Origin of the sequence: Mesorhizobium sp. 2RAF45 (genome assembly GCF_052115225.1) — a bacterium.
Classification (GTDB): domain Bacteria; phylum Pseudomonadota; class Alphaproteobacteria; order Rhizobiales; family Rhizobiaceae; genus Mesorhizobium; species Mesorhizobium jarvisii.
The window spans coordinates 825,495-839,224 of the sequence record NZ_JBFRGG010000001.1 but is presented as its reverse complement, the minus strand read 5'-3'; the positions used below and the strand labels follow the sequence as shown (position 1 = coordinate 839,224).

General features: G+C 64.7%; 7 protein-coding genes. 1 reads left to right on the top strand and 6 read right to left on the bottom strand.

Annotated elements, in window-relative coordinates; translation table 11 throughout:
• Positions 1 to 61 precede the first annotated feature (61 nt).
• The 6 genes from cysW to AB4Z43_RS04045 form a co-directional block, all read right to left on the bottom strand.
• A complete protein-coding gene (gene cysW, locus AB4Z43_RS04070) occupies positions 62 to 946 on the bottom strand; it encodes a sulfate ABC transporter permease subunit CysW (protein WP_441936018.1) in 885 nt (294 codons plus the stop codon).
• Complete coding sequence (gene cysT / locus AB4Z43_RS04065) at positions 939 to 1,790, bottom strand: sulfate ABC transporter permease subunit CysT (RefSeq protein ID WP_019859195.1); 852 nt, start codon at positions 1,788 to 1,790, stop codon at positions 939 to 941. The genes cysW and cysT overlap by 8 nt, the downstream gene beginning before the upstream one ends.
• Positions 1,791 to 1,874: 84 nt before the next feature.
• Positions 1,875 to 2,903 carry a sulfate ABC transporter substrate-binding protein gene (locus AB4Z43_RS04060; RefSeq protein ID WP_019859193.1) on the bottom strand — a complete coding sequence of 343 codons (1,029 nt, stop codon included), beginning with the start codon at positions 2,901 to 2,903 and terminating at the stop codon, positions 1,875 to 1,877.
• A gap of 204 nt (positions 2,904 to 3,107) precedes the next feature.
• Entirely contained in the window at positions 3,108 to 3,839 is a 732-nt protein-coding gene (locus AB4Z43_RS04055; protein ID WP_441936015.1) for a M15 family metallopeptidase, read from the bottom strand.
• Positions 3,832 to 5,922, bottom strand: a complete 2,091-nt coding sequence (gene pbpC, locus AB4Z43_RS04050) for a penicillin-binding protein 1C (protein WP_019859190.1) — start codon at positions 5,920 to 5,922, stop codon at positions 3,832 to 3,834. The genes AB4Z43_RS04055 and pbpC overlap by 8 nt, the downstream gene beginning before the upstream one ends.
• Before the next feature lie 108 nt (positions 5,923 to 6,030).
• Positions 6,031 to 11,529 (bottom strand): MG2 domain-containing protein, encoded by a 5,499-nt coding sequence (locus AB4Z43_RS04045; protein WP_441936013.1) that lies wholly within the window; start codon positions 11,527 to 11,529, stop codon positions 6,031 to 6,033.
• Positions 11,530 to 11,800: 271 nt separating this feature from the next.
• On the opposite strand from AB4Z43_RS04045, the gene AB4Z43_RS04040 reads away from it, so the two are divergent.
• Positions 11,801 to 13,729: an autotransporter assembly complex protein TamA gene (locus AB4Z43_RS04040; protein WP_441936011.1), complete on the top strand. Its 1,929-nt coding sequence runs from the start codon at positions 11,801 to 11,803 to the stop codon at positions 13,727 to 13,729.
• Position 13,730: the final 1 nt, after the last annotated feature.

Sequence of the window (13,730 nt, the reverse complement as noted above, 5' to 3'; positions counted from 1 at the left end):
CCTTTTTTGGTGGATGCATGTCGTTGTCCCAAAACCGGTAGCCACTTTTGGGCGACATGCATCAATGTCCGCGCGTCGCGGCGAGTTCGGCGCCGTAGCGCATCTCGAGCAGTGTTTTCAAGACCAGCGTGACGAGCGCCAGCCCGGCAAGCAGTGAAGCGACGGCAAAGGCACCGACGGCATTGTACTCGTTGTAGAGGATTTCGACATGCAGCGGCATGGTGTTGGTCAGGCCGCGTATATGGCCGGACACCACCGATACCGCGCCGAATTCGCCCATGGCGCGCGCGTTGCACAGCAGCACGCCGTAGAGCAGGCCCCATTTGACGTTGGGCAGCGTCACATACCAGAAGGTCTGCCAGCCATTGGCGCCAAGCGAAAGGGCGGCTTCCTCATCGCCATTGCCCTGTTCCTGCATCAGCGGGATCAGTTCGCGGGCGACGAAGGGGAAGGTGACGAAGACGGTGGCCAGCACAATGCCGGGCACGGCGAACAGGATCTGGATGCCGTGTGCCTTCAGCCACTCACCGAGCAGCCCTTGCGCCCCGAACAGCAGCACATAGACCAGGCCCGAGATGACCGGCGAGACCGAGAAGGGCAGGTCGATCAGCGTGGTGAGAAACGCCTTGCCCTTGAACTCGAACTTGGCGATCGCCCAGGCGGCGGAGATGCCGAAGACGACATTGAGCGGCACCGAGATCGCCGCGACAAGCAGTGTCAGGTGGATGGCCGAGCGTGCGTCCGGCTCGCCCAATGCCTGCGTATAGGCACTGACGCCTTTTGCCAGCGCCTCGTGGAAGACGATGATCAGCGGCAAAAGCAGGAAGACGCCGAGGAAGATAAAAGCGATCGCCATCAGCACGGCCTGTGCCGGACGGCTCTCGGTCACCGCCGCCGAGCGGCTCTCATGGTAGGGTTCGTAGGATTTGATTTCGGGATCAGCCATAGCGCTTGCGGCTCCATGTCTGCACGAGATTGACGACCAGAAGCATGACGAACGATAGGGCCAGCATGATCGCAGCGATCGCGGTCGCCGCCGGGTAATTGTATTCCTCCAGCCGGATGACGATCAGCAGCGGTGCGATCTCGGATTTGTAGGGCAGGTTGCCGGCGATGAAGATGACCGAGCCGTATTCGCCGACGCCGCGCGCGAAGGCCAGCGAGAAGCCGGTGATGATGGCCGGCGCCAGGCCCGGAAACAGCACGCGGGTGATGATCTGGAAGCGGCTGGCGCCAAGCGTGGCGGCGGCTTCCTCCACCTCCTTGTCGATCTCCTCCATGATCGGCTGCACCGTGCGCACGACGAAGGGCAGGCCGATGAAGACGAGCGCCACGACGATGCCGAGCGGCGTATAGGCGACCTTGATGCCGAGCGGCATCAGCAATTTGCCGATCCAGCCATTCGGCGCATAGAGCGTGGTGAGCGCAATGCCGGCCACCGCGGTCGGCAGGGCGAAGGGCAGGTCGACCATGGCGTCGACAATGCGGCGGCCGGGAAAGCGGTAGCGCACCAGTACCCAGGCGACGAGCGTGCCGAAGACGACATTGACGGCCGCCGCGAGGAAGGCGGTGCCGAAGCTGATTTCCAGCGCGTTGATGGTGCGGCGGTCGCTGGCGATCGCCCAGAATTCAGCCCAGCCGAGCGAGGCCGAGCGCCAGATCAGCCCGGACAGCGGAATGAGGATGATGAGGGTGAGGTAGGCAAGCGAGAAGCCGAGCGTCAATCCGAAACCCGGAATGACACTCGGCTGCCTGAATCGCCACCCCGCCTGCGCGGGTGCTGTGGTCATGGGGTTCTGGATCGTCCCTTCTTACTCAACCAGATTTTCGCTGAAAGAAGCCCATTCGCGGGCTTCTTCGGGCACTGCCCAACCTCACTGGGCCGGCTTGTAGATCTGGTCGAATATACCACCATCGCCGAAATGATAAGGCTGCGCCTTCTTCCAGCCGCCGAAAAGCGGATCGTCGATGGAGATCAGCTTGATGTCGGGGGTCTTGGGCAGATCCGCCGGCGCCACCAGTTCGGGCTTGGCCGGACGATAGTGGTTCTTGGCGATGATCGTCTGGCCTTCCTTGGAATAGAGCCAGCCGAGATAGGCTTCCGCCACCTTGCGCGTGCCCTTGGCATCGACATTGGCATCGACGATCGCCACCGGCGGCTCGGCCAGGATCGATGTCGGCGGATAGACGATCTCGAAATTGTCGGCACCGAATTCGTCGAGCGCCAGATAGGCGTCGTTTTCCCAGCCGATCAGCACGTCGCCGATGCCCTTTTGCGCGAAGGTGACGGTCGAGCCGCGCGCGCCGGTGTCGAGAACCGGGGCATTGGCGTAAAGCTTGCCGACGAATTCCCTGGTCTTGGCTTCGTCGCCGCCATCATGGGCGTTGGCGTAGGCCCAGGCGGCGAGATAGTTCCAGCGGGCGCCACCCGAGGTCTTCGGATTGGGGGTGATCACCTGGGTGCCATCCTTGACCAAGTCGCTCCAGTCGTGGATGCCCTTGGGATTGCCCTTGCGGACCAGGAAGATGATGGTCGAGGTGTAAGGCGCTGAATTGTTTTCGAATTTCTTGCGCCAGTCGGGATTGATCTTCTTCGATTTGGAGACGATGGCGTTGATGTCGCCTTCGAGCGCCAGCGTCACTACGTCGGCGTCGAGGCCGTCGATCACGGCGCGCGCCTGGGCGCCCGATCCGCCATGCGACTGCTGGATGGTTACCGTCTCGCCGGTCTCGGCTTTCCAGTGGGCGGCGAAGGCCTCGTCATAGGCCTTGTAGAGCTCACGCGTCGGATCATAGGACACGTTCAGGATGGTGGTGTCGGCGAACGCGAAACCGAGCGTGCCGAACTGGACAGATGTGGCGACCAGTGCGCCGAGCAGTTTCCGGAAATGAGGTTTGGTCATTTCTGCCTCCGTTGAACCCGCGCCAAATCTAGCGAATTGATAGAAATTAGATGCATCGAATGTTGCCTTTTTTGTCCTCCTGAAGAAAATCTTCGACGATCTTCGGTCGCATGGGGAAATATTTTCCTCGCCGGCGCTCGGCGCGGATTCGAGGTTCTATCTAGGGATGCGCGGTGCCGAGGCAAGGCGCGCTGGTCCGGCAAATCACTCGGCGCTCACCGGGAAATCGAAGCGCTGGGTGGGAAAGGGCTTATGCCGGAGCGTATAGTGCCACCATTCGCGCGCGTAGTTCTTGAAGCTGCCGGCACGCATGGCCTCGACGAGCAGCCTGCGGTTTGCTGTCGCTTCATCGCCGAGCGGGCGATGCGCCGTCTCGCTCATCGGGTCGAAACAGTCGAAACCGCTGCCGAAATCGAGCGTATCGGCATCGATGGCGCCGCAAGCGGATTTGGCGACGGATGGGCCGTCGGCCCGCGCGATCGCGACATCGACGGTCGAACCGCGCGAATGGGTCGACAGTTCGCCGACATAACCTTTGGCGATGAGGTCGCCACGCCGAACCCCGGGATACCATCGCGGATCGGGCGGCCCGCCTTGTCGCGTCCAGTCGCCCATGTCGGCGACGGCACGGGCAGGGCGGTAGCAGTCGAAGACCACCAGCGTCAGGCCTTTAGCGGCGATGGCCTGCTGGACGCTGGCAAGAGCTTGCGCCGCCTGCAAGGTGAGAATGCAGACAGGTGCATCGTAGCCGGTCACCTTGCGGTGGAGGAAATTGTCCGATCCGGCGTAGCGGATGTCCTGATAGATCGACGGGGCGATATCGGCGAGGCGGACGAAGCCGGCGGGCAGGGGGTCGGCAAGTGCCGGCAGAACGGGAGCGACAACCGTCAGCGCGAAAAAGCCAACGCGCAGAATCGCCTGGCGCACTCTATTCAACGAACACTTTCACGCTGGCCGCTCGCCCGGCCGCGTCGATCACGGTCAGCGTCGAATAGCCGGCGCCGTCCGGTTGCCAGGTCGCGGTACGGCGGCGGTCGAGGCCAACCAGCGGTTTGCCGTTCGCAAGCCAGCGGAACGGCGCACGGCCGCCTTGCAGTTTGAGCACCAGCGGCGTGGCGTCGGCGGAATTCGTGGCGAGGTCGACGCGGGCGCCGTCCGGCGGGAAGATGATTGTCGGCGCGGGCTCGGTCGGCGTCGCCTGCACCAGGCCATCGGCGCCGGCGCCGAAGCGGGCAAGCGTCACCGGCAGGTCCTCGCGCTTGGGGGTGAAGGCGCCGGGCGGCTTGCTCGGCAGCGGCACGGTGGCAAGGCCCGAGCGGACAAAGCCCTCGAACAGGATGGGGGCGGCCGAGACGTAGCCGGAAAGGCCCGGCACGGCGCTGGCATCGGGACGCCCGACCCAGACACCCAGTACATAGCGGCCGTCGAAGCCGACCGACCAGGCGTCGCGGTAGCCGTAGGAGGTGCCGGTCTTGTAGGCGATGCCGCGCTGCAAGGCGCCTTCGGGTGGCTTGACCCCCGACAAGATGTCGATGATCTGCCAGTTCGCCTGATCGTTGAGGATGGTGGCGGTGGTGCGCTCGGCATTGGCCGGCTCGGTGCCGTCATGCAGCGTGTGCGTCTTGCCGCCATTGGCGAGCCCCGTATAGAGCTGGACCAGGTCGCGCAGCGTGACGCCGACGCCGCCGAGGCCGATGGCCAGGCCCGGCGCCTCGTTGATCGGCAGGATAGGGTTGACGCCGGCTTGGCGGAAGCGCGCGGTCAGCCGCGCCGGACCGACCGCGTCGAGCACGCGGATCGCCGGCACGTTGAGCGACAATTGCAGCGCCTGGCGGACGCTGACATCGCCCTGATAACCCATGTCGAAATTCTTGGGCCGGTAGCCGCCGAAATCGACCGGGCTGTCCTCGATCAGCGTTTCCTGCGCCACCAGTCCCTGTTCGAAGGCGAGCCCGTAGATGAACGGCTTCAGCGTCGAGCCGGGCGAGCGCACGATCTTGGTCATGTCGATCCAGCCGGAACGGCTGGCATCGAAGAAATTGGCCGAGCCGACTTCGCCGAGAATCTCGCCGGTGCGTGAATCGGCCAGCACCATGGCGACGGACAGACGCGGTCCAAGCTTGGTCGCGGCGTCGCGCGCCACCTGTTCCAGTCCTTCCTGGACGCTTTTGCGGATCGTGAGTTTGAGCGGCTGGCCGGGGACGGCCCTGGGCAGCATCGCATAGGCGGCGTGCGGGGCAAGCGCCGGCAAGGTGCGGCGTAGGCCCGACACGTCGTCAAGCGCGGCGCGCGCGGCCTCGCGTTCGCCGATCAGGCCCGACGAGACCATGCGGGTCAGCACACGGTCACGGGCGGCGTGGGCGATTGCCAAGTTGCGGTCGGGCCGGCGCTTCTCCGGCAATTGGGGCAAGGCGACGAGCAGGGCGGCTTCGGAGACGGTGAGCCGCTTCGGCTCCTTGCCGAAATAGGCAAGCGAAGCGGCGCGCACGCCTTCGAGGTTGCCGCCATAGGGCGCCAGCGTCAGATAGCGTTCGAGGATCTCGCGCTTGGACAGCCGCCGCTCGATCTGGATGGCGCGCAGCATCTGCTTGATCTTGGAGCCGAGGCTGCGGCTTTCGCGCGGCTCGATCAGGCGGGCGAGCTGCATCGAAAGCGTCGATCCGCCGGAGACGATGTGGCCGCTGGTGATGAGCTGGCCGGCGGCGCGGCCAAGCGCCAGAACGTCGACGCCCTGATGGTCCCAGAAGCGCTTGTCCTCATAGGTGACCAGCATGTCGACGAACTGCTTGTCGACCTGGTCGAGCCGGGTTTCGAGCCGCCAGTAGCCGTCCGGCGTGGCGAAGGCGCGCAACAGCTGGCCATCGCGGTCCTGGACTTCGGTCGAGACCGTGAGCTCAGCCGGCAAGGGTGGCGGGAAGGCGCGGTCGAGTTCCCACAGGGTGGCGACCGATAGCGCGAGGATGCCGGCGCAGGAAGCTGCCGTTATGGCGGCGCGGCGGAGGAACTTTCTTGAAAGCATGGCGCCGCCCCTCATCCGGCTGCTGCCACCTTCTCCCCGTATAGTGACGGGGAGAAGGAAGCTGTGATGATCGCCATCGCCATTTGCATGATCGCCACCACAGGCGCCTTACGGTGCCTTGATCTCCATCATGCCGGTGGCGGTGCGGGCCGAATATTGCGGCCGGTACATGTCTTCCACCGTCGCCGCCGGATGGGCGTAGGTGCCCGGCGTCACGGCGCGCACGACATAGGCGAGCGTCAGATTGTGGTCGTGATCRCCGTCGGCCGGGTTGAACGCCGCGACGAAACGGTCGTCGCGGAATTCGAGATGAGCGGCGTCGGTCTGCGCAAGCCAGGAGAAGTTCGTCAACTGGGCGCTGGAGACCAGGCCGGGATTGTCGATCTCGAAGCCGGCCGGCAACAGGTCGGTGACCAGCAGGCGCGACGGCCAGCTGTTCTGCTCGGTGACCTTGAGCACGACGACATAGCGTTCGTTCTGGGTTGCCTCCGTCACATTGGCTTCGGTGCCGTCGAGCTTGTAGTAGGTGCGGCTGATGGTGAAGCCGTCACCGCCGGCCGGCAGGGGCTGGATCGGCGACGCCACGGTGGTGACGACGGCCTGCAGCGGGGTCTTGCCGGTGTTGGCGATTTCGAGCGGGCTGTCGACCAGTTCGGAGCCGTTGACCTGGTTGGAATAGCCGCCCGAATGCGGCGCGCCATTGACGGAGAGCGCAATCGAGTCATTGCCTTCTTTCAGCGCGCGGGCCGCCAGCAGCATCCAGGAATCGTCCTGGGTGCTGGTCCAGCGCGCTTCGGCGCGTTGCCTGGTCACCAGCTTGATCAGCTCCGGCACGACCGACGACACCGGCTTCGATTCCGCCGCCAGCGACAGCATCGCCGCGCCGTCACGCAACGCCGAACCGTAGTCGGAGCGGTACCAGTCGTAGTCGGTGCTCGATTTGGCGAGCTGCAGCGCGGTCTTGAACGTCGCCTCCGAGCGCTGGGTGTCGCCGTAGAGCGCAAGGCTCGCCGCAAGCTGGGCAACGGCCATCGGGCTCGAGAAGGCTTCGAGTTGGGTGTCGGCATAGTAGCGCAGGTCGCCGATCGAGGCCTTCTTGTTGCGGGCCAGGACGTAGAGGGCGTAGGCGATCTCGCTGCCGCGGTCCTGTACGCTCTGGTCGTAGCCGAGCGAGTTCTGCAGATTGCTCAGCGCCTGGTTCATGGCCTGCGCCGGAACGTCGTATTTCTGCTCGCGTGCCCGGGTCAGGAACTCGCTGACATAGGCGTCGAGCCACAGATCGCCGGAGCCCGGACCCCACAGGCCGAAGCTGCCGCTCGAGGACTGGTAGCTCAGAACCTTGTAGATGGCATCCTGGATACGGCCATGCAGGTCGGGGTCGCTTTCCATGCCGATGCCCGAGGCCATCTCGTTGACATAGAGGAGCGGCATGGCGCGGCTGGTGGTCTGCTCGGCGCAACCATAGGGGTAGCGATCGAGCGTCATCAGCAGCGAGGGCACGTCGAAGGCAGCCGCCTGCGAAACGCCGACGCTGACGGAAGCACCCTCAAGCAGGCTTGCCGCCAGCAGTTCCTTGTCGACGCGCAGCGCGCCGCCATTGCCCTTGAGGTCGACCACAAGGCGCGTGGTGACCGGCAATTGCGCCGGGCGCACGGGCACGTAGAGCGTCTGCTCGACCTTGGTGCCGTCGGCGTGCGCCAGCTTGATGGTGAGCGAGGCATTACCCGGCGTCTTGGCGATCAGCGGCACGGTCAGCGTCTGGCGCTTGCCCTGGGCGAGCGTCAGCTTCTGGGGCAAGGGCTTGTCGCCCGTCGACAGGTCGCCTGTCGTGTCGATCGAGAAGGCATAGTCGCCGGCCGGGCCGTCGGTGTCGGCCACGTCAAGCCGCATGACGGCATTGTCGCCGGGCGCCAGGAAGCGCGGCAGGCCGGCGGTGATGACCACCGGGTCGCGCACGATCACATCCGACTGGGCATGGCCGACCGCTTCCTTGGTCCAGGCGACGGCCATGACGCGCACGGTGCCATTGAACTGCGGGATGTCGAAGTCGATCCGTGCCTTGCCGTCGGCGTCGAGCTGGACCGGACCGGAGAAGAAGGCGACCAGCTTTTCGGTGGGCGGGCTGCCTTGCGCCTGCATGTTGGCGCCGTCACCGCCGGTCCTGAGCTTGCCGGTGGTGCCGAGCGAACCATCGATCAGGCGGCCGTAGATGTCGCGGATCTCCATGCCCAGCATGCGCTGACCGAAGAACCAGTTCTCCGGGTCCGGCGCCTTGTAGTTGGTCAGGTTGAGGATGCCGACATCGACGGCGGCGACCATGACATAGGCGTTGGTACCTGGCTGCACGCCGGCCACGGAAACCGGGATCGACAGCTGCTGGCGCGGCATGGTCTTGTCCGGCGGCGTCAGCGTGACCGCGAGCTTCTTGGCGCCCGGATCGACCGTCAGCCATTTCACGCCGATGGCGCGGGCCGGCATGCGCGTCTCCTGCGCATCGCCCGGCCGGAACAGGGTTGCCGTGACATAGGCGCCGGCGCCCCAGTCGTCACCGACGGGAATGTCGACGGTGCTGCCGCCGGCCGGAACGGTCGCCGTGATGGTCTTAAACAGCTTGTCGGATCCGATGTTGATCAGAAGTTCGCCGGCAAAATGCGGCGAGACCTTCAGCTTGGCCACTTCGCCCGCGGCATAATTGTCCTTGTCGAGAGCGATTTCGAGGCCGTCAGGCGTTTCGGTGGTGGTCGAGGCGACATACCAGCCGGCGTCGAACTCATAACTGGTCGCGGGACCCTCGGGGTCCGAGGTCTCGACCTCGAGCCGGTACTGGCCCCAATCGACCGGCACGGAGACGGTGGCGTCGCCATCGGCGCCGAGGTCGATCTGGCCATTGGCGATCGATTTGGTGAAGGTCACCGGCTCGTAGCTCCACGAATTGTTGGAGCGGTACCATTGGTAATTGCGTTCGACCTTGACCAGCGTCCACTGCGCGCCTTTCAGCGCCTCGCGCTTGCCGGCCGGATCGACCGCGATCAGGCTGAACTTGGCCGTGCCGCCCTGCGGCACCTCATCGTCGGCGAAGTCCGGACGGATGCCGATCATATGGCCTTGCGGGCGGATACCGATGTTGAGCGAGCGCTCGATGGCGCGGCCGCCGGTTTCGCGCATGCGCACCGTCACCTTGCCGTCGACCAGCTTGGTGGTCGAGGGCAACTGGTCGACGGTAACAGGGAAGGTCGCCTTGCCGTCATCGCCAACCACCGGCAGGTTGGTCAGCGGCGTGACCGTGGGCTCGGCCGACTGCTCATCGGCGAGGCCGAAGGAGAAGTTGGGGAAGCGGTCCCAGTCGCGCGCCGTCGACAGCGTCAGCTCGCCTTCCAGCGCCAGGCCCGCCGCCGGCGCGCCATAGAGGAAGCGGCCGTCAATGTTGATGTTGGCGGTTTCGCCGCGCTCGATCTCCTGCTTGTCGGCCTTCATGTCGAATTCGATGCGATCCGGCACGAAATCCTCGACCAGGAACATCTGGCTGGCGACCGCCGGCTGCTTCGGGTCGGTGTAGATCGACACCGACCAGGTGCCGCGCATGGCATTGGGTTCTAGCGGCAGGTCGACGGCATGGCCGCCGGCCGAAGCGCCGTCGCTGACGATGCGGCGGTCCTCGACGCCGTCGGGACGCGAGAAGATGAAGGTCAGCGGCAGGTTCTCGACCGCCTTGGCGGCGCCATCGCGGGCAAGGGCCGCGACATGGACATCCTCGCCGGCGCGGTAGATGCCACGCTCGGTCCAGGCATAGACGTCGAGCGCGCCGGGCGCCGGGCGCCCGGTGACGCCGCGGTCCGACAGATCGAAGCCGGCCTTGGACATGTCGAGGAAGACGAAATCACTGTCGCCCTGCTTGGCCATCAGCACGGCCGGCACCATGCCGCCGTCGCCGCGCGTCAGGCCGGGATTGAAGACGGCATGGCCGTCGGCATCCGATGTCGCGGTGCCGAGAACCTCGTTGTTCCTGGCAACCAGCGTCAGTTCGGCGCCGGCGATCGGCTTGGCCGAGCCCAGCGAACGGGCAAAGACATTGAGCCCGTCCTGGCCGGTATAGGTCGACAGGCCGATGTCGGAGACGACGAACCACTGCGTGGCCAACGAATTGTAGTCGTCGCCTTTGCCGTCGACGGCCTGTGCGGTCAGCACATAGACGCCGGGCTTGCGCTGCGGCAGCGCTTCGTCGACCGGGAAGGAGGTGGTGACCTCCTTGTTGAGGTCGTTGACGATGTCGAGCTTGCCCTGCCAGACCGGGGCGCCCATCTGCTCGGAAATGTTGGAAATGTCATAGCCGTCGAGCTGGTGCAGGAACTGGTAGCCCGACAGAAGCTGCGCCAGCGAACGATCGCCGATGCGGTAGAGCTTCATCTCGGCGGCGTTCATGTTGACGGTGACGACCGGAATGCCGCGGCGCGCGCCGGACGGCAGCACGAAACTGTCACCGGTGAAGCGGGCGGAAGGGGCGCGGTCCTGCACATAGATCGACAGCACCACGGGAGCGGCGGTCACTTCGCCGATGGCCGCCGGCAGGCCGGCGCGGAAGGTGACATCATAATGCTGGCCGTGTTCGAGGCCTTCGACGCAGATCTGCTTGTCCTTGGCCTCGACGCCCTTCGGCGGCGCATTGTCGACGGTGACGAACTGCGCGTAGTCGACGCCGGTCTTGACCAGTTCCTCGGAGAATTGCGCGCAGATGCGGGGCGCGCTGGTGTCGGCATCGACGCTGTGGTCGACGACACGAAAACCCTTGCGGGCCTTGAGATCGGCATAGTCGGCCTGCACGGCCGGCGACGTCACGAGCGCAAGGCTCGCCTCATAGGCCTGCAGGGCCGGGCGGTAGAGATCGCGCTTGTCGAGGCCGGCGCCAAGCAGCGCCAGCACGTCCGCGCGGGTCTTGGTGGTGCGCAAGAGCTTATAGGCGTTGAAGGCGGCCGAAGTGGCGTTCATCGGCAAGGTCGAGGCTTCGGAGGTGTTGGCGGCGGGCTGCACGGCCAGCGTTTCACGCGCCAGATTGAGCCAGAGCTGGCCATCATCGGGCATCACCGAGACCGCAGCCTCGTATTTCTGCATCGCGGAGCGATGGTCGCCGGTCAGCATGGCCTGTTCGGCCGAGTTGATCAGGGCGGCCATGCCTTCGGTCGGCTTGTCGAAGGCCGGGCCAAGCAGCCTGTTGCGGTATTGCTGGGCCTGGTCGGCCATCCAGTTGGGGAAGAAGGTCAGTTCCGGCGGCGCGCCGATATCGGGATCGCCGTCAATGTTGACGACCTTGCCGGCGACCGCGCCGTTGAACGGTTTCAGTTGGTTGTAGTCGGATTTGAGAAAGCACCATTTGGCCTTGGTGTTGTAGGTGAAGGCGCGGCAGGCCCGATCGCCAAGGCATGTCGTCTTGCACTGGTCGAGGGTGACATTCTGGTCGGATCTGAGATCAAAGCCGAAATAGTCGGAATTGTCCGTCGTTGCGATTCGCCGGGCCTCGGCCGCTTGCGCGACACCATTCCAGGCCAAGACATTGGCCCAGGCGAAGAAGAGAAGGATCAGGATCGACAGACCACGAGCCGCGCGCATTGCCATAACACCCTCCAGACAATTGCAGACGTCCAGGCATGTTCAAGCTTCAGTCAAGCTTGTCAACGCAGGACGCGGCAGGGTTCCGCCTGCCAACGGTTTCCTTTCCGGCCGATGACCGGTAGTACCTCCATAGGACAGGGGATCACGCATTCTTGCGGCGACGCAAAAGGTGTGAATTCCAAGCCCGTCCTATTTCAGACAATTGGATTGTGGCCCCTTTACGAGCGCTTCAGAACTTCATTCCAATTTTAGTTTTGTAACCTAGGTTGTCTTAATGCCGGCGCATGAAGAGCAGATGTCAGGAGGGACCGCGCCAGGGCGCGTGCTTCCGCGCGCCCTGCTTTTGGCCATGATGTGCGTGAGCGTGCTGGCCGCCGAATCAAGTCCTGCGGCCGCGTTCGAGCTTTTCGGCATCAAGCTGTGGGGATCGTCCAAAGACCAGGACGCCGATATCGTCGATCCGCTGCGCTACGCCGTGACCATCACCGCGCCCGATGCCGACAAGGATCTGGTCAAGAAGCTCGAAAACGCCTCGGCGCTGAAGGGCGACGAGGATCGGCCGGTTTCCGGTTCGCTCGGGCTGATGGCCAAGGCGCGCAGCGACCGTGAACAACTGGTTGCCGCCCTTTACGCCGATGCCCGCTACGAAGGCGTGGTCACCATCACCATCGACGGCAAGCCGCTCGACGACTTGCCGCCGGACGCCGAATTCAAGGGCCCGCAGCCGATTCCGGTGGCGATCACCGTCTCCGCTGGCCCCAAATTCACGCTTGGCGATATCAGGCTGGAGGGCGACGCGGCGGGGTTGATGAGCGCCGATTACGGCTTGATATCCGGCGGTGACGCCGGATCCGGCGCCGTACTCAAGGCCGAGGCGCTGATCGTGCGGACGCTGAAGGAGCAGGGCAGGCCGCTGGCCAAGGTGACCGACCGGCAGATTGTCGCCGACCATGCCACCTCGACGCTGGACGTGACACTGACGGTCGCGGCCGGGCCGGTCGCCGGCTATGGCGCGACCACGGTGGAGGGCACCGAAAAGGTCGATCGCGACTTCACCGAATACATGACCGGGCTGAAGCGTGGCAAACAGTACTCGCCGCAGGAGATCAGCGACGCGCGCGACCGGCTGCTGGCGCTGGAGGTCTTCAACAGCGTCACCTTCAAGGAAGCCGACAAGCTCGACGCCGACGGCAACATTCCGATCGGCGTCCAGGTCAGCGAGCGCAAGCCGCGCTATTTCGGCCTGGGCGGCACCTTTTCGAACACCGAGGGCCTGGGCCTGGAAGGCTATTGGGGACACCGCAACCTGTTTGGTCACGCCGAAAAGCTGCGCATTGATGGCGCCATCAGCGGCATCGGCAGCAACAATCTGTCCGATCTGAACTACAATGCCGGTATCATGTTCGAGAAACCCGGCGTGATCGGGCCGGCGTCGAAGTTCTTTGCCAGCTTCAAGACGGTGCTCGAGCATCCGGATGCGTATGACCATTTCTCGGTCAAGGGCAGCACCGGCCTGTCCTACGAACTCGACAAGAAGCAGACGGTCTCGGCGGAAGTGGCGCTCGACTATTCCAGGATCACGGATGCGTTCGGCAAGCACACCTACCTTATCGCCAGCGTTCCCCTGCAATATGTCTACGACAACAGGGATAGCAGGCTGAACCCGACCAGGGGCTTCCGGGTGCTGGCCTATGCCGAGCCGAGCTACGACATATTGAGCGGTGCCGCCTTCCTCAAGCTGAAGGGCGAGGGATCGGCCTATCAGTCGCTGGATACGGCGTCGAAATTCGTGCTGGCCGAGCGTGTCGCCATCGGTTCGATCGTCGGCACCGGGCTGCAGAACGTTCCGGCCGACCGGCGCTTCTACTCCGGCGGTGGCGGTTCGGTGCGCGGCTATGCCTATCAGGGCATCGGCCCGAAAGACTTCACCGGCCAGCCGATCGGCGGCCTGTCCTTCTTCGAGACCTCGGTCGAAATGCGCATCGCCGTCACCGACACGATCGGTATCGTGCCGTTCGTCGATGCCGGCACGGTGTCGACCAAGTCGATGCCCAACTTCTCCGACGTCAAGGTCGGCGCCGGTGTCGGCCTGCGCTACGTCACGCCGTTCGGGCCGCTGCGCATCGATGCGGCCGTGCCGCTCAACCGCGATCCCAGCGATCCGCATTTCGGCATTTACGCAGGCATCGGGCAGGCGTTCTGAC